Source organism: Ruegeria sp. C12, assembly GCF_056537745.1.
Genome location: NZ_JBQFSA010000008.1, coordinates 22,627 through 40,519 on the forward strand (window position 1 = coordinate 22,627; position 17,893 = coordinate 40,519).

Annotated in this window: 13 protein-coding genes; 7 read left to right on the forward strand and 6 right to left on the reverse strand. The window is 59.9% G+C overall.

The genetic code is table 11. The features are described from left to right. Positions 1-167 precede the first annotated feature (167 nt). Positions 168-2,540 carry a mechanosensitive ion channel domain-containing protein gene (locus tag ACR0C9_RS15655; protein ID WP_170454505.1) on the forward strand — a complete coding sequence of 791 codons (2,373 nt, stop codon included), beginning with the start codon at positions 168-170 and terminating at the stop codon, positions 2,538-2,540. An 87-nt stretch (positions 2,541-2,627) separates the two neighbouring features. Here ACR0C9_RS15655 and ACR0C9_RS15660 read toward each other — a convergent pair whose 3' ends face one another. Genes ACR0C9_RS15660 through ACR0C9_RS15680 form a run of 5 tightly spaced genes read right to left on the reverse strand, consistent with a single transcriptional unit; the run spans position 2,628 to position 9,848 of the window. Then, positions 2,628-3,983: a CoA transferase gene (locus tag ACR0C9_RS15660; protein WP_480781434.1), complete on the reverse strand. Its 1,356-nt coding sequence runs from the start codon at positions 3,981-3,983 to the stop codon at positions 2,628-2,630. Then, positions 3,980-5,134 carry an ABC transporter permease gene (locus ACR0C9_RS15665; protein WP_170454501.1) on the reverse strand — a complete coding sequence of 385 codons (1,155 nt, stop codon included), beginning with the start codon at positions 5,132-5,134 and terminating at the stop codon, positions 3,980-3,982. Before ACR0C9_RS15665 ends, ACR0C9_RS15660 begins: the two co-directional genes overlap by 4 nt. Next, positions 5,131-6,159, reverse strand: a complete 1,029-nt coding sequence (locus ACR0C9_RS15670) for an ABC transporter permease (protein WP_170454498.1) — start codon at positions 6,157-6,159, stop codon at positions 5,131-5,133. The genes ACR0C9_RS15665 and ACR0C9_RS15670 overlap by 4 nt, the downstream gene beginning before the upstream one ends. Before the next feature lie 13 nt (positions 6,160-6,172). Continuing rightward, entirely contained in the window at positions 6,173-8,083 is a 1,911-nt protein-coding gene (locus ACR0C9_RS15675) for an ABC transporter substrate-binding protein (RefSeq protein WP_170454496.1), read from the reverse strand. Continuing rightward, entirely contained in the window at positions 8,076-9,848 is a 1,773-nt protein-coding gene (locus ACR0C9_RS15680; protein ID WP_480781435.1) for an ABC transporter ATP-binding protein, read from the reverse strand. The genes ACR0C9_RS15675 and ACR0C9_RS15680 overlap by 8 nt, the downstream gene beginning before the upstream one ends. Before the next feature lie 233 nt (positions 9,849-10,081). On the opposite strand from ACR0C9_RS15680, the gene ACR0C9_RS15685 reads away from it, so the two are divergent. The 6 genes from ACR0C9_RS15685 (at position 10,082) to ACR0C9_RS15710 (ending at position 17,273) form a co-directional block, all read left to right on the forward strand. Further along, positions 10,082-10,579, forward strand: coding sequence for a class I SAM-dependent methyltransferase (locus ACR0C9_RS15685; protein WP_170623863.1), 498 nt, complete (start codon positions 10,082-10,084; stop codon positions 10,577-10,579). Positions 10,580-10,598: 19 nt separating this feature from the next. Then, positions 10,599-11,228 carry a glutathione S-transferase gene (locus ACR0C9_RS15690; RefSeq protein WP_170623861.1) on the forward strand — a complete coding sequence of 210 codons (630 nt, stop codon included), beginning with the start codon at positions 10,599-10,601 and terminating at the stop codon, positions 11,226-11,228. A 113-nt stretch (positions 11,229-11,341) separates the two neighbouring features. Beyond that, positions 11,342-13,744 (forward strand): GcvT family protein, encoded by a 2,403-nt coding sequence (locus ACR0C9_RS15695; protein WP_480626855.1) that lies wholly within the window; start codon positions 11,342-11,344, stop codon positions 13,742-13,744. A 2-nt stretch (positions 13,745-13,746) separates the two neighbouring features. Further along, positions 13,747-15,297: a trimethylamine methyltransferase family protein gene (locus ACR0C9_RS15700; protein ID WP_170454486.1), complete on the forward strand. Its 1,551-nt coding sequence runs from the start codon at positions 13,747-13,749 to the stop codon at positions 15,295-15,297. Beyond that, positions 15,298-15,972: a TetR/AcrR family transcriptional regulator gene (locus ACR0C9_RS15705; RefSeq protein WP_170454484.1), complete on the forward strand. Its 675-nt coding sequence runs from the start codon at positions 15,298-15,300 to the stop codon at positions 15,970-15,972. Continuing rightward, a complete protein-coding gene (locus tag ACR0C9_RS15710; protein ID WP_170454482.1) occupies positions 15,969-17,273 on the forward strand; it encodes an FAD-dependent oxidoreductase in 1,305 nt (434 codons plus the stop codon). The genes ACR0C9_RS15705 and ACR0C9_RS15710 overlap by 4 nt, the downstream gene beginning before the upstream one ends. A gap of 110 nt (positions 17,274-17,383) precedes the next feature. On the opposite strand, the gene ACR0C9_RS15715 is transcribed toward ACR0C9_RS15710, so the two are convergent. Continuing rightward, the gene (locus ACR0C9_RS15715; protein ID WP_480781544.1) at positions 17,384-17,743 is read right to left on the reverse strand and encodes a DUF3307 domain-containing protein; all 360 of its coding nucleotides are present in this window, start codon (positions 17,741-17,743) and stop codon (positions 17,384-17,386) included. Positions 17,744-17,893: the final 150 nt, after the last annotated feature.

Genomic DNA, 17,893 nt, shown 5'->3' on the forward strand with positions numbered 1-17,893 from the left:
CAATACAGGTCATATTCAATTTTTGCGAAGTTGAAAATACCCGCAGTGACCCATTGCGCCAGGACCACGCCCCGGCACGATATTGAGTTCGATGGCCGTGATGGTTTGAACAGAGCGTAAGGGTTCTGTATTCTGAGCGGCATCTTGAGTTTAGGATGCAAGACCCTATGAAACCTAACTTTCTGGCTGGATTGATCCTGGCGTTGCTGACTGTTCTTCTGGTCTTGCCCGCTGGAGTTTCTGCGCAAACCTCTCTGATCCCCGGTTATCCGACAGGATCAACCGAAGAGACCGAGACAGCCAGCGAAGGCGATCTGGCCGCCGCGATCCGCGCCGCCAGCGAGGCTGGTGCCAGCGTCATCGTGATCGACAGTGCGGGGCAGGTTGTGACCTCGACCTCCGGCGGAGGGGCTGCGTCCGAGGACTCGGCGGAAAACCCAATGGCCGACGGATCGCAACTGATGCGGGCGCAAGAGCGGTTTTCGAAGTTCCGCGAGTCGGTCGCCTCGCGCCTGGAAGCCTTGCCCTATTCGGTATTCGAGGTTCAGTACGTCCTGCGCCAAACCAGCCCCGATGGGCGCATTCAGACCTATGTCGAGGTTCTGGTTTGGAACGTCCTGTTCCTGTTGTTAGGCCGATGGCTGTCGACGGAAATATACGGCAAACGCTTTGCCAAACGCTGGGTCGTGGCCCGAAGCAAAGAAAACCCCCAAGGCTATCGCGAAAAAATGCCGTTCCTTGTGTTCCGCTTCCTGATGGGAATCGGCGGAACCATATTTGCGATGCTGATGGCCCTGATCGTCGGGTATCTGTTTTTTGGCGAGGCCGAGGATATCTCGATCCAATTCACGGTAACGGCCATCTTCACGGCCTTTTTCCTGTCACGCACGGTGTCCGACCTGTGGCGGATGGTGCTGTCGCCGTATCTGAGCCAATATCGCCTGCCGCCCTTTTCCGACCGCAACGCGAAGCGGCTGTATATCTGGGCGTCGGCACTGGCCACCTATGACATCTCGGTCGTTATGTTCTCGACCTGGGTGGCGGATTTCGGGCTGAACTACAATGTCTATGCCATGGTCTATGGTGGCCTGACCATGGTGGGGGCCTTGGGCAATATCCTGATGATCCTGTTCAATGCAGGTGCCATTTCCAATGCGATCCGGGGTGGGCGCGCGCCCGGTCAGGTGTCGTGGATCTTGCGGTTCATCTCATTCGCCTGGGCCCCGGTGCTGATCATTTACATGGTATTCAGCTGGTTCAAGCTGGCAGTGGATCTGGTGCTGGAGAATGAAAACTCGGTCCCGATTGTGGCCAGCAGCTACGCGATCTTCATGTCCGTCGTCGTGGCCTATGGTGCGATGAACTATCTGCTGGAACGCTATTTCAACCGTAACCGCCAGATCGAAGAAAAGAATGCCACGGCGGACGAACCTCTGGAGGGCGAACTCGTTTCGGACACGCCAGAGGCCACGCAACGAAAGCACACGATCCTGACCTACGAAGACCTTGCCCGCCGTGTCGCCGGTATTCTGGCCTTTGTGGTCGGTATGTACGCGCTGGTCGTGATCTGGAACCCCGAGGCCAGTTGGAGCGAGGACCTGCCCGTCGGGCGCGCGTTGGATGTCATGGTGATCCTGTTCATCGGCTACATCCTGTTCAACTTCTTCCGCATCTGGATCGACAGTAAAATCGCCGAAGAATCCGATGACGGGACCGAGGCCGAACTGGGCGATGAAGGTGGCGAAGGCGGTCAAAGTCGGTTGGCGACTCTGTTACCGCTGTTCCGGGGGGCGATTCTGGCCGTTGTCGTGGTCACGATTGTGCTGATCGTGCTGATGGAACTGGGCATCAATGTCAGCCCGCTGTTCGCCGGTGCTGGTGTGGTTGGTCTGGCCGTTGGGTTCGGCTCGCAAACACTGGTCCGCGACATATTCTCGGGCGCGTTCTTCCTGCTGGATGATGCGTTCCGCAAGGGCGAGTATATCGACATTGGGGATGTGAAAGGGACGGTCGAAAAGATCTCGGTCCGGTCGTTCCAGTTGCGCCACCATCTGGGCGCGCTGAACACCATTCCCTTTGGTGAGATCAAGGTTCTGACCAACTATTCCCGCGATTGGGTGATCATGAAGCTGCCCCTGCGAGTGACATATGACACCGATGTGGAAAAGGTGCGCAAACTGATCAAGAAGCTGGGCCAGCAATTGCTGAGCGATCCGGTGATCGGCGAGAACTTTATCCAACCGCTGAAATCGCAGGGCGTGATCGAGATGCAGGATTCCGCGATGATCATCCGGGTCAAGTTCATGACCAAACCGGGCGATCAGTGGCTGGTGCGCAAGAAGGTCTATCAGGAAATACGCGAATTGTTTGCGCGGGAAGGTATCCGTTTTGCCCACCGCGAGGTCACTGTGCGGCTGGCAGATGACAAGAACGCCGAAGACCTGACACCAAAGCAGCGCGAGGCGGTAACCGGCGCTGTTCAGGCCGCGATTGACGAGGATTATCTGGACGATATCGGCCCCGGCGGCGACGACCGCTAGGTGCTCTCCCGCCCCTTTGGTCTGCGTCTCTGACGAGACGCCACCCAAAGCGTTGGGCCGGGCCGCGCGTGCCGCGCGGCGGGTGTGTCAGGGGGGCGGCGTCGGCCAGACAGGATCAGATGTGCCCAGTTTGTTGGCGGGACGGGGCCAGCGCAGTTCGGTCCCGCCCACGATAAGGGGCGGTTTCAGCCGGTATCCGGGCCCCCAGCCTGAATTTTCCATGGTTTTGGAATAGTCGCTTTTTGTGACTTCCCCGATTTCGTCCGCTGCTTCGGTCTTGCCCAAAACGGCAAGAAGCTCGGCCGTGCGGGCAAGGGACAGTTGCGCATGCATGACCGAGTTGCTTTGCGCCGCCTCGGCCAGTGCAGACAGGACAGCGGCTGCCATCAGGTATCCGGTTGCATGATCCAATGCCTGAACCGGCAACGGGGTTGGTTTGTCCGCCTGCGCCCAGCCCATACCTGTATGCGCAATTCCGGCGCTCATCTGCACCAGACTGTCGAACCCGCGCCGCCCGGCCCAGGGGCCTTGCCAGCCATAGGCATCCAACGTGACCTCGACTCGGTTCGGGGCCAGTTCGTCCCGCTTGGATTTGGTCAGGCCCAAGGCGTCCAAAGCACCGGGACGGTAGCCATGGACAAAGACATCCGCCTCGGCCAGCAGAGCCTGCAGTTGCACCAGCCCATCAGGTGATTTCAGGTCCAGATAAGCGCAGTGCTTGCCCAGAGAAATATCGGGGATCACGCCGGGTTCATCCCAATCCGGTGGATCAATGCGCAACACGTCGGCCCCAAGCCCGGCGAGCGTACGGGTCGAGACCGGACCCGCCAGAACCCGCGTCAGGTCCAGCACGCGCAACCCTGCCAGCGGGCGTTCAGCGGTGGCCTGGGGCCGATCACGCAGCGTGATATGTCTGGGGCTGTGCCATCCGATCAGCGGGTCTCGGGCGACTGCACGACCTTGGGGGTGGTCCTGCCACTCGACCCGGCTGCGCATTGCAGCGGCAACGCCGCCTTCCGCGACGATGGCGTTTTCCAGATCACCAATGGACCACGACCTGAGGGCCTGCGTGACCGCATCCCGGTCGGCCTCGGTGCCCAGGACCTTCAGCGCGGCGGCCCGGTGGTGCGGCAAGTTGGTGTGCAGCCGAATCCAGCCATCTGCGGCGCGGTAATCCCCTGCGATGGCGTCCCACAGGCTGGGCATTTGCCACCCATCGGGCTTGAAGGAATAGCGAAACCAGAGCGAGGCCAGACGCTGGTTGACCTCGATGTCGGGCGCTGTCGGCGTCAGGTTCAGCGCCACCATCAGGCGCGATACCTCCTGACCCACGGCGGCAAGGCTGGCAGTTGCAAGCTCAGAGACCGCGAAGGCGCTGGGCAAAACCCCGGACCCGGTGGTGCGATAGCCGTCGGACGCCGGTAAGGAGGCAAGCAGGCTCATTGCTGATAGGGATCAAGGCTGTCGCGCAATCCGTCCCCGAGGAAGTTGAAGGCCAGAACAACGACGATGATTGGCAGCATCGGGATGGCGGTCCACGGATAGATCTCGATCGAGGCTAGGTTCTGCGCATCGTTCAGCATCACCCCCCAACTGACCGCCGGTGCGCGCAGGCCGAGGCCCAGGAAGGATAGTGCCGTTTCCCCAAGGATCATCGCCGGGATCGACAGGGTGGCCGAGGCGATCAGGTGAGACATGAAATTGGGCAGCAGGTGCTTGCGGATCACTCGCCCCGAACTGGCCCCCATCATCTCGGCTGCGCGGACATATTCCTCTTCCCGCAGGGACAGGAATTTGGCGCGCACGGATCGGGCGAGGCCGGGCCAGTCGAGGATGCCAAGAATGATCGAGATGATGAAGAACACCGCAACCGGGCTCCAGTTCGATGGCACGGCGGCGGACAGGGCCAGCCACAGGGGAAGCTCGGGCAGAGAGCGCAGGACCTCGATGACCCGATTGATGGTCCAGTCGATGCGCCCGCCGAAATACCCGGCCATGGACCCGAACAGGATACCAAGAAAAAATGAGACCGAGATGCCGATCAGGCCCACGGTCAGGGACAGTTGCGCGCCGTAAAGGATGCGGCTGAACACATCACGGCCCAGCCGATCCGAACCCCACAGGAACAGGGTTGCGCCGTCCGGGGCGCAGAACAGGTGGGTGTCGGATTTGATCAGGCCGGCCAGCCGGTATTCAGACCCCTCGCAAAAGAACCGAATCGGGCGCGGGTCTTCGGTATCGGGAACGAATTTCCACTGGAACGTCTCCAGATCCGCCTCGGCCACGATGGGATAGATGAACGGGCCTTTGAATTCCCCTTCGTGGAACCAGTTGATCGATTGAGGCGGAGCATAAAGGTGTTCGCCGTTCCGGTCATTTGGGCCATAGGGTGCGATGAACCCGGCGAAGGGCAACATCAGGTAACACAGCAACAGGAAGATGCCCGAAATCAGGCCCAGCTTGTGGGTTCTGAATTTCCGCCAGACCAGCACCCAGTTTGGCGCGTCCAGATCGGCACGTTCCAGCTGCTGGACCGAGGCTTGCGGGTCGAATGGGGCGTCATCGACAAAGCGATCATCGGGGCGGTCGGTCATGCTTCGCGCCCCTCATACCGAATGCGTGGATCGAGCATCACCAGCAGAATGTCCGAGATCATGGTGCCGATCAGCGTCAGCAAGGCCACGAACATCAGGATGAAGGCCGACAGGAACTGATCCTGTGTCTTGAGCGCCGTCAGCAGGGTCGGGCCGATGGTCTGCAGGCCCAGAACGACCGAGACCAGAACCGAGCCCGACACCATCGAGGGTAGCAGGTTGCCGATATCGGCCACGAAGGGGTTAAAGGCCACGCGCAGGGGGTATTTGGTCAGCATCCGCGACGGGGCCATGCCCTTGGCGATGGCTGTTTCCACATAAGGCTTGCCCAACTCGTCCAGCATATTCGCCCGCAGGCGTTGCATCATGGCCGAGGCTCCGGATGTGCCGATGACGAAGGTTGGCACGATCAGATGGATCAGGATGGATTTGAGTTTATCCCAACTCATCGGCTGGCCCTCGAATTTAGGGTCCATAAGCCCACCGATGGGCAGGTTGAAATACTGGTGGCCGTAATAAAACAGGATCAGCGCAAGCAGGAAGTTGGGCGTCGCCAGACCCAAATACCCGACAAAGGCCGAGGTATAGTCGATCCATGTCCGCGACCGCGCGGCGGCAATCACGCCAAGGGGCAGGGCGACTGCATAGACAAACAGGATCGCGGCAAGGTTCACGACAACGGTCAGCCACAGCGTATCGCCAACGATCTCGGACACCGGGCGGTCGAATTCAAAGGACCAGCCCCAGTTGCCCTGCAACATGCCCGAAAAGCCGTGCGGACCGGGCCAGAACCCCATCCAGATCAGGTATTGCTCCCACATCGGGCGGTCCAGCGCGTATTCCGTGCGCAGGAACTCGGCCTTGGCCACGCCTGCCGATTGACCCGAGGCCTGAAGTTCGGCGATCTGATTGCTCAGATAGTCGCCGGGCGGCAGGTTGATGATCACGAAAATCAGGACCGAGACCACCAACAGGGTCAGCAGCATCGTGAAAAAGCGATACACCGCATAGCGCAGCATGACCATTTAGCTGCTCCTGTCAGTCGGCGAAGAAGAACTCATCCGGGCGGTGAACGCCGAAATGCGCGCCGGGCTCCCACGCCCACATGGCCTGTTCCGGGACATTGCGCAGACGGTTCGAGACGACGATGGGCTGCGGTGCGCCGTTCAGGATGCCAATGGCATACAGCTGATCGGCGTGGATATTCAGCATTTCGGTCCAGGCGGCCTCACGCTCTTCATCCGTGGTGGCGATCTCCCATTCATGGGCCAGTTCCATCAGACGCTCGGCCTCGGGCATATCGGGGGCTTCGCCAACCTCGCCACCGGTCTGATAATACTGGCCCCATTTCGGCCAGGCCAAAAAGACCTGATCGGTCGGTGCCAGATAAGACGGCGACGTATGGGCCTGCGGCAACCCGTCATCCCATCCGAACCAGACCGAGGCCATGGTGTTCCCGGCAAAAACCCGGTTGCGCAGGATGTCGCGGTCCAGCGGACGCATCACCAGTTTGACGCCAATCTCGCGCCACGTGTCGGTGACGATTTGCAATGCGTTTTCAACCTCTTGCCGTTCGCCTGCGGTTTCGATCACAAGTTCCATGGGGCGGCCATCGGGCAGCAGGCGGATGCCATTCTTGTCGCGCTGATCCAGCCCGGCCTCGTCCAGCAGGGCATTTGCCTGATCGACATCGAAGTCGGCCCAGGCCTTGGCGTTTTCCTCACTGTAGAAAGGCGAGGCGGGCAGAACCGACATCGCCATCGGCTTTGCCAGCTTAAAATAAAGTGCCTGATTGATCGTGTTGCGATCAATTGCCAGCGACAGTGCACGGCGTACACGCACGTCGCGCAGCACATTGCGCCAAGCTTCGTCCGAGTAGTTCAGGTTGGGATAGATCGCGATCTGCGAGGCCACGCCGGTTTTCCACAGCAATGTCTTGTAGTTGCCAACCTCTTCCCCCTTTTTCAGGATCGAGGCATCGCGGAATGCCAGACCACGGCCCTGCAAATCGCTTTCGCCTGCGTTGGTCTTGGCTGCAACCAAGCCGGGGGCAACAATCTCCATCTCGACCACGTCGATATAGGGCAGTTGCACACCGTTCGAGTCGACGCGGTGGTAATAGGGGTTGCGGATAAAGCTGTGCCGGATCTTCTTGCCCGAACTGGCATTCAACCATGGCTGCAGGGTCGGCAACTCACTATTGTCGAATTTATACAGGTTATCCAGTTTGTTATGCAGGGCCGCCCAGCTTTTGACGCGGGCATCTTCGACCTGAAACGCCAGCTCTTCCGGGTCCGCAAATTTCTCGTGATATTGCTTCAGGAAAGCGGCTGGCCGGTAGATGAAGGGCGGACGGGCCTGCGCCAGCGATTGCAGGAAATCCGGGTTGGGGTCATCCCATTCGAAGATCACGGTTGTCTCATCCGGGAATGAAACAGTGGGTGTTTTGCCTTCGACGATCAGAAAATCCGGGGGGCCGGATGGGCTGAGCAATTCGTTATTGGCAACATCTTCCCACCAATAGCGGAAATCCTCGGACGTGAAGGGCGAGCCGTCGGACCACTTATGACCTTCGCGCAGTTTCAGGGTGAACTTGCGATTGTCTTCGTTTTCGAACGAGGCCAGCAGGTCGGGGACAATCTCGTAATTCTCGTCAAAGCCGACCAGGCGGGCATATCCGTAGACGACCATCTGACGGATATCCTTGGAGCGGGTCACCATGGTGCGCAGGGTCCCGCCCGGCGTTCCGAACTCGCGCCCCTTGGCGGCCAGATCGACGACCAAAGGCTCTTTCGGCAAGCGTTCGGTAACCGGTGGCAAGTCTCCGGCGTCAACCTTTGCGGCCCAGTATTCGGCCTCTTGCGGTGTTGGTGTTTCGGCTGCGGCGGCCAAGGTCGATGAAAAGGCCAGCGATGCGGCAAAAAACAAATGGCGAGTGGTCTTAAACATGACAACGTACCTTATGGCCCGGCTCCAATTCCACAAGTGAAGGTATCACGGTGTCAGAGAAACGAAAGGCTTCATCCCAACTGTCCGGCGCGCCGGCGCCCAATGAGACCATTTTCAGGTCGATCGGGCGGTTGATGTCGGGTTCTGGTTGAGCGGCAATCAACGCCTTGGTGTAGGGGTGGCGCGGATTGTAGAAAAGGGTTTCGGGTGGGGCTTGTTCAACGATCAACCCCCGGCGCATCACAGCGACCTCATCGGCAATGCGCGCCACGACCGCAAGGTCGTGAGAGATGAAGAAGTAGGACAGGTTCAGACTGTCCTGCAGGTTCTCCAGCAATGTCAGGATTTGTTCCTGCACCGACACGTCCAGCGCCGAGGTCGGCTCGTCACACACGATCAGTTGCGGGTCCAGCATCATGGCGCGGGCGATGGACAGGCGTTGGCGTTGACCACCAGAGAAGGCGTGCGGGTAGCGTTTCAGCATGTCGGCGTTCAGACCGACACGCTGCAACATCTTAGCGGCCTTGTCCCGCTGTTCCGACGTCGAGCCTATCCGGTGAATCTCCAACGGCTCAGTCATCGCATCCTGAATCCGCATTCGGGGGCTGAGCGAGCTATAGGGGTCCTGAAACACCATCTGCGCCTTGCGCTGAAAGGCGGTGCGCTGGGCGCGGCTCATTTTGTGAACAGGGATCGGGTCTTCGGTTGCGGAGGTGCGGAACAGCACCTCTCCGCCCGGATCGGGCAGTTCCGCACCAAGGGCGATCCGGGCCGCGGTGGTCTTGCCCGAGCCGCTTTCACCTACGATGGCCAGCGTCTTGCCGCGCGCAAGTTTCAGATCGACGCCGCGACAGGCATGAATTTCCTTATCTGCCTGCCAGCCCTTGCTGGCCCGCATCGTGTAGGTCTTGGAAACCCCTTTCATCTGCAGGATCAGGTCTTCGTCGGGCATGGGGATGCCCACAGCATCCTGATCTGGGATTTCGGGGGCCGCATCGAACAACTGCTTGGTATAGGGATGTGCAGGCGCAGTTAGGATGGGCGCGGCGGGACCCGCCTCCATCACGCGTCCCTTGTGCATGACCACGACCTGCTCGGCCATGTTGGCAACCACGCCAAGGTCATGAGTCACAAGGATCAGGGCCATCCCGGTTTCGCGTTGCAATTCCTTGATCAGCCCAAGCACCTGCGCCTGCGTCGTCACGTCCAGCGCCGTTGTCGGCTCATCCGCGATCATCAGTTCGGGCTTGGCCACCATCGCCATCGCGATCATCGCGCGTTGACGCATACCGCCGGACAGTTCGAACGGGTACGAGTCATAGGCGCGCTGAGGATCGGGGAAACCGACACGTTCGAACTGCGTCAGCACCTCTTTGCGGGCCTGCGCCTCGGACGCGCCGCGATGCAGCCAGAGAACCTCGCTCACCTGATTGCCGATCTTGTGCAGCGGCGACAGCGAGCGCATGGGCTCCTGAAAAATCATCGAAATCCGATTGCCGCGAATGCCGCGCATCTCACGCTCGCCGATCTTCACAAGATCAGCGGTGCCCTTGGAATCGTTCAGAATGATCGAGCCGCTGCGAATCTGTGCGGTTCGGGGAAGGATGCGCAGCGCTGCCCGGCAGGAAATAGTCTTGCCCGACCCGGACTCGCCCACAAGGGCAAGCGTCTGACCGGCCTCAACGTCGAAATTCACGTCTGTGACCACAGGATCACCCACGCCAAAACCAATGCTGAGGTCTCTGACGGACAACAACGCGCTCATTCGGGTTTTCCACCCCGTTGGCCGTACGGTAGCATCGGCTGTATCAACTCCCCGTGATTTTTTAGTCAGTGTCGCGCGGTTCCGCCCGTCTAGTCAAACCCGTTCTTAGACTGAAATGTCTCGGGAATATGAAAGTTATGTCTTCGCTGCTACACAAACTCTTGAGTTTTTGTCATCTAGTGCACAGCCGCCTGCGTCTATGCTGGTGAGCGGTATCAAGGAGAGATTTCCCCGTGTCCGAGAATCAAAGCCGTCTGGATCTGTTCATCGACCGCATGGTGTCGCAGCGCGCCTGTCTGGATTTTGCGATAGCGCAGACCGCAGGGATGGAGGGGCCGGTATTCGAACTGGGTCTGGGCAATGGCCGGACTTATCATCACATGATCCGGCACATTCAGGACCGCCCGGTTTACGTGTTCGAACGCGCGGTGGCCTCGCACCCGGACAGCACCCCGCCCGAGGATCGGGTCATTCTGGGCGATGTGCGCGAGACACTGCCCGCCTCGGTCGCGCGTTTCGGCGCGTCTGCCAGCCTGATCCACGCGGATCTTGGCGGGCATAATCGCGAGAAGAACGATGCCTTCGCGCGCCTTGTTTCCCCGCTGATCGAGCCGCTGCTGGCCGAGGGCGGGCTGATGGTGTCGAGTGACCGAATGTATTTCGAAACGCTGACTGAACTGCCTTTGCCCGGCGAGGCCGTCGTAGGGCGCTGTTTCGTCTATCGCCGATGATCCAAGAAGGACCCAGCCGATGATCTTCTATGATTGTTCAACAGCGCCAAACCCCCGCCGGGCCCGCATGTTTATCGCCGAAAAGGGGATCGACATCGAAACGCGCGAGGTCTCGATTGCCAAGGGTGAGCAGCTGGAGGATGCGTTTCTGGCGGTGAACCCGCGCGCGACCCTGCCGGTTCTTGTGACGGACGAGGGCGCGGTCCTGACGGAAAACCTGGGAATCGCGGCCTATCTTGAGGCGAGCTTTCCCGAACCGCCCCTGATGGGGCGTACACCTGACGAAAAAGGCCAGGTGTTAATGTGGCACGCCCTTGTCGAACAACAGGGCGGGGCCCCGATTGCCGATGCGCTGCGCAACACGCATCCGGCCTTCAAGGATCGCGCCATTCCGGGGCCGGTCGATTACGCCCAGATCCCTCAACTGGCGGAACGTGGTGCAGCACGTGTCGGGGCGTTTTTTGACTTGCTTGAGGGCAGATTGGCCGAGAGCCCCTTTGTCGCCGGGGATACCTTCAGCCTCGCCGATATCTCGACCTTCGTTTTCGTCGATTTCGCGCGCGTGATCAAAATGCGGATACCCGAGGGCAATACCGCCACGCAAACGTGGTTTCACACGGTTCAATCCAGGCCCAGCGCCAGTCTTTGAAAGCAGCCAAAACAGGCGGGTGTCTGATTGGGTCGATTACTGTACAGAAATGTCTAGACAGAAGTGAACAGTGCCACTAGCGTCTTTCCAGGTTCTGATTAGGGGAGGTCGGGATGAAATCCCAATACCGTGTCGTGGTCATCGGGGGCGGCGTTGTTGGCGCCTCGGTTCTGTATCATCTGGCCAAATTCGGCTGGTCGGATGTTGTGATGCTGGAACGGCGGCGGCTCGCCTCGGGCTCGTCCTGGCACGCGGCGGGTGGCATCCATGCGCTGAACGCGGATCCGAATATGGCCTCGCTACAGGCCTATACCATCGACCTGCTCAGCGAGATTGAAAAGGAATCGGGCCAGAATATCGGGTTGCACATGACCGGCGGCCTGACGCTGGCTGGCACGCCCGAACGGTGGGAGTGGTTGCAGGCCAATTACCGTATCTTCCAGTCTATCGGGATCGATGACTGCGAGTTGCTGACCCCGCAAGAGGCACAGAAACGCTGCCCGATCATGTCCACCGAAGGCGTTCTGGGCGCAATGTGGGCGGATCGCGAGGGGTATATCGACACCACCGGCACCGTTCAGGCTTATGCGACGGCTGCCAAGAAACGCGGGGCCGAATACTACGAGGAAACCAAGGTCGAAAGCCTGACGCAGACAGCGGATGGTTGGGAAGTGGTGACAGATAAGGGCACGATTACCTGCGAACACGTGGTCAACGCCGCTGGCCTCTGGGCCAAGCAGGTGGGCCGGATGGCCGGGGTCGAACTGCCGGTTTCGCCCCTGAAGCACCACTATCTGATCACCGACACCGTACCCGAGGTGGCGCAGGCAGAGTTTGAGATGCCGATGACCGTGGACCTCGAAGGGTTCACCTATATGCGGCAGGACCAGAAGGGTGTTCTGGTTGGCATTTATGAGGTCGATCACGAACACTGGGCCATGGATGGCGCGCCGTGGAACTATGGCGAGGAACTGTTTCAGGAGCAGCTCGACCGGATCGAGAACGAGTTGACGCTGGGTTTTGAACGCTATCCCTCGATCCAGAACGTGGGCATCAAGACATGGGTAAACGGCGCGTTTACCTTCTCGCCCGACGGTAACCCTCTGGTCGGGCCGGTGCCGAGCAAGCGGGGCTATTGGTCGGCCTGCGCGGTGATGGCCGGGTTCCTTCAGGGTGGCGGCGTTGGCAAGACGCTGGCCGAGTGGATGATCCATGGCGAACCCGAGGCCGACGCATGGCCGATGGACGTGGCCCGTTACGGAGACTTTGCGCAAAACAAACGCTACATCCGCGAGACGACAGGCCAGTTCTATTCCCGCCGTTTTGTGATGACCTATCCGAACGAACAGCTTCCTGCGGGCCGTCCGTTGAAAATGGCCCCGGCCCATGATGCGATGACCGAGGCGGGCTGCAAATGGGGCGTCAGCTGGGACCTTGAGGTGCCGCTGTATTTTGCGCCGAAAGGGTTCGAAGAGACGCCGACGCTGAAACGCTCGAACGCGCATGACATCGTGGCCGAGGAATGCAAGGTGATCCGTGAGGGTGTGGGCCTGATGGATATCTCGGGCTTTTCCCGGTTCGAGGTCACCGGGCCGAATGCAGAGATCTGGCTGGACAAACTCATGGCCTCGAAACTGCCCGCGCCGGGTCGGGCCAAGCTGGCCCCGATGCTGGGCGAGAACGGACGCCTCAAAGGTGATCTGACCGTCTTGAACTGGGGTGATGGCACCTGGTGGATCATGGGCAGCTACTATCTGCGCGCCTGGCACATGCGCTGGTTCGACGATCACATGATCGACGGGGTTGAGGTCCGCGATCTGGGCGAAGAATACTGCGGGTTCGCCGTGGTTGGCCCGAAATCGCAGGCAGTGGTCGAGAAACTGGCGGAACAGGATATCTCGGGCCTGAAATTCATGGGGTGTGGAGATTTCGACATCGGTTTGGTCCGCGCCCGCGTGGCCCGCATGTCGGTGACGGGCGAGAAGGGGTACGAGATCAACTGCCGCTATGGCGATCACATCAAACTGAGGCGCATGTTGCTGGAGGCCGGGGCCGAGGACGGTATTCGCGAGTGCGGTTTCAACGCAATGCTGTCGACTCGGCTTGAGAAAAGCTTTGGCATTTGGTCCGCCGAGTTCACCCAGGCCTATACCCCCGGCATGACCGGTATGGATCGCTGGATCGACTGGGATAAGAACTTTGTCGGCAAAGACGCTGCCTTGGCCGAGCGCGATGGCAACGGCCCGGCGCAGGTGCAGGTGACGCTGGAGGTGGACGCTTTGGATGCCGATGCCAGCGGCTATGAACCCATCTGGTCGGGCGAGGACCGCGTTGGTTTCGTCACCTCGGGCGGCTATGGCCATTACACTGGCAAGTCGCTGGCAATGGCCTTGGTCAACCGCGACAAGGCCGCGCCGGGTACGGAACTGACCGTGCATGTGGTGGGGGTCGAACGACCCGCGCGGGTGATCGCCCCATCGCCGTATGATCCCCAGGGCAAGGCGATGAGGGGCTGAGGATGATCTCGCAAACCCCTGAGCGTGGCAGGCGACGGCGCGGACGTGGGGCCGAGGCCGCGCCCGCACCCAGTCGCGACGTAAATTACCGCCAATTGCGGAACCCGTTCCCGCAAATGGAGGTGTTCCCCGCCGATCAGATCGCCGACATGCACGAAACGGCCTTGCGCACGTTGGAAGAGCTGGGCGTCAAAGTCCTTTTGCCCGAGGCGCGACGCCTGTTTGCGGCAGGTGGCGCAAAGGTGGATGAAGACAGCGAAATGGTCTTCATCGGGCGCGATATGGTCGAGGCAGCTGTGGCCTCGGCCCCCAAATCGATCGCGTGCCGCGCCGGGGCACGGCGCAGGGATTTTACTTTGGAACTGGGTTCGCTGGTGTTTCAGCCCGGTGCTGGCGCACCCAACGCCACCGATCTGGAACGCGGGCGACGCCCCGCGACCGGGCAAGACTATCTGGAGTTCCTGAAACTCACCCATCATTTCGACGTGTTCCAGATGATCTCGCCCCAGGTCGAGCCGCAGGACATGCCGACCCATTTACGCCATTACTTCACGACCAAGGCGCAGATGGAGTTGACGGACAAGTTCCCCTTCTTCTTCTCGCGCGGGACGCCGCAGGTGATGGATTGCTTTGAAATGCTCTCTACCGCGCGCGGTCTGACGGATGCGGAGTTCCGGGCCAACCCGCACTGCTACACGATTATCAACACCAACAGTCCACGCACGCTGGACATTCCAATGGCGCAAGGCCTGATCGACTTTGCGCGGCATGGGCAGATGTCGATCATCACCCCGTTCACCCTGATGGGCGCGATGGCCCCGATCACCGTGGCAGGCGCAATCACGCTGTCCCATGCCGAGGCACTGGCGGCGCTGACCCTGACCCAACTGGCGGGTCCCGGAGCGCCGGTTTGTTACGGCACCTTCACCAGCAATGTGGACATGAAATCGGGTGCGCCCGCCTTTGGCACGCCTTCGCACTTCCAAGCCTCGCTTGCGGCAGGGCAACTAGCGCGGCATCTGGGTCTGCCATGGCGGTCGGCGGCAGGGTCGGCATCGAATATCAACGATGTGCAGGCCGCCAATGAAAACCAGTTCGGCCTTTGGGGTTGTCTGATGGCTGGTGCGACGGTGATCATCCACTCTGCCGGGTGGCTTGAGGGCGGGTTGACGGTGTCCTTTGAAAAGATGATCTGCGATGCCGAGGTCCTGAACATGGTCGCGGAGCTTTGTGCCGGGGCGCAGGCCGGGACTGCCGAGATCGGCTTTGACACAGCACTGGCCGAGGTCGAGCCCAGCGGCCACTTCTTCGCCTCAAGTCAAACGATGGAGCGCTACAACACCGAATTCTACCAGCCCCACGTTCACGACTACGCCAATTTTGGCACCTGGACCGAGCGGGGGGGCGTTGATGCCAACCATCGCGCGACCGGTGTCTGGAAGGCAATCCTGAACGATTTCAAGGCCCCTGCTGGCGACAGCGACCGGCTGGGTGCCTTACATGATTTCATCGCGCGCCGGACCGCCGAGGGCGGCGCACCGCCGGAGAGTTGAATGAACACCAAACCAATTCTGCATCGGGATGATCCACTGGCTGAACCCTTGGTCGGCAACATCAAGGTCACGCGCGACGACTGGCTGAATGTGGCCATGGACGTGCTGATCTCGGACGGTGTGGACCAGATCAAGGTCCTGAACCTGGCCGAGCGCATGGCAGTCTCGCGCTCGTCCTTCTATTGGTATTTCAAATCCCGGCAGGAGCTTCTGGACGCGCTGCTGTCGCGCTGGCAGGCCACCAATACGGCTGCGTTGGTCGCGCAGGCAGAGGCACCGGCCAGGACGATCACGGCAGCGGTCTGTAACGTGCATCGATGTGTGGTGAACACCGACCTGTTCGATACGGCGCTGGACTTTGCGGTGCGCGACTGGGCGCGCAAATCCGGCAAGGTGCGCCGCGCATTGGATCAATCGGATGCCCGACGATTGCAGGCGCTTCACGCCATGTTCGCGCGTTTTGGCTATTCCGAGATCGAATCCGAGACCCGCGCCCGCGTGCTGTATTACATGCAGATCGGATACGATCTGGCGCAGCTGAACGAGCCGATGGAGACGCGGCTGTCGATGGTTTCGCATTACCTGTACGTATTCACGGGTGTCGAGCCGCGCCCAGAAGAAGTGGAAGAATTCAGCGCCTATTCCAAGCGCTATTGGGAAGGAGACACAGAATGAGCCAACCGGATGCAATCATCATAGGGACCGGAGTGATCGGTGCCGCCATCGCGTTTGAGATGGCCAAGGCTGGATGGAAGGCGCTGTCGCTGGATCGCAATGCGCAGGTCGGGCACGGCTCAACCGCAGGGTCTTGTGCAATCATTCGGATGCATTATTCGACCTTCGATGGCACGGCCTTTGCGTGGGAGGGTTATCACTACTGGCGCGATTGGGCCGAATATCTGGGCCTGCCGTCAGATGCCAATCTGGCGCAGTTCCGTGAAACGGGCTGTCTGGTGATGAAAACCGATGCCAATGGCATGCTGGAAAAGCACATGAAGAACAGCGCCGATCTGGATTGCCCGTTCGAGGAATGGTCGCCCGACAAGGTTGTTGAACGCTTGCCGGTCTATTCGCTGGATAGTTTCGCGCCCGCGCGCCGCATGGATGATCCGGAGTTCGGCCAACCCAATGGCCGCAAGATGCAGGGCGGTGTTTACTGGCCACAAGCGGGGTACGTGACCGACCCGGCGCTGTCGGCACAGAACCTGATGGACGCGGCCAAACAACACGGGGCCGAGGTTCGCACCGGGGCCGAGGTGGTCGAGATCCTGACCGACGGCGGTCGTGTGGCCGGGGTCAAGCTGGCCTCGGGCGAGGAAATCCACGCCAAAGTGGTGGTGAACGTGGCGGGGCCGGGATCGGCCATCATCAACAAACTGGCGAATGTGCTGGACGATATGACCATCGAAACCCGCCCCCTACGGCAAGAGGTGGTGCATGTGCCCGCCCCCGAGGGGTTTGATTTCGAAAACGACGGCACCATCGTCTCGGACAGCGACATCGCGTGTTATTGCCGCCCCGAGCATGGCAATCACATCCTTGTCGGATCAGAAGACCCGGAATGCGACCCGCATCAGTGGTGCGAGGATGACATCCACTACAACCGCGATTTTACCGACCAGTGGACCACACAGGCCATGCGCTACGCTCAGCGTGTGCCCAGCCTTGGCATTCCGTCCAAGACCCGTGGGGTGGTTGACCTGTATGACGCCTCGACGGATTGGATTCCGATCTATGACAAGTCCAGCCTTCCGGGATTCTACATGGCCTGCGGCACCAGCGGGAACCAGTACAAGAACGCTCCGATCGCCGGGAAGATGATGACCGCCCTGATCGATTATTGCGAGGGCGGAGCGGATCACGACGCCGAACCGCTTCAGTTTGAACTGCCCTACATCAAACGCATGATCGATGTCGGCTTTTATTCGCGCAAACGCCCGATCAACGAGGAAAGCAGTTTTTCGGTTTTGGGGTAGTCGAAAGGCGACCAAACGTTCTGAATGACTGGAGGCCCAAATTCTAGCGGGTCACACCTTGGTCAATATGCTGGTCATTGCCGCGCGACGGAAACACGACGCGGTCCCGGTCAGTGTGCGAAAGTAACCCAGGCCCAGGCCATGGCGATGTAGGTCAGATTGTGCATCAACTGGTCCAGACCTGCCGCGCGCCAGAATGCGGGCTGGTTGGGCTCCAGCCGTTTTTTGTCGGAATAGCTGGCTTTGGCGTAGTCGATATTGAAGTGAATAAACCACTCAAGCGCGCCGATGATCAGGATAAAGGCCAACGGCGTGCCAAAAATCAGAAAGACAACGATCGAGCCCACAACATGCACAGCGGCATGCTGCGCACGGCCCATGTGAAGATATTCACCCCGACCGGACAACATTTTCGGTGTTTGTAAGTAATAGTCAGCGAACATATGTTTGATCTGCAACAAGCAGAGCATGACAAACACTGCGCCAAAACTGGCAGTCAAAAGTTCCCTCCCGAAATCGTCCTTCAGCGGATACTAGGCGTGAATGCGTCAATTGGTAAATGAAGTAGTTCACATTTGGCAAAGAAATCTGAGGCTCGAAAACGTGTTTGCGAAATTTTG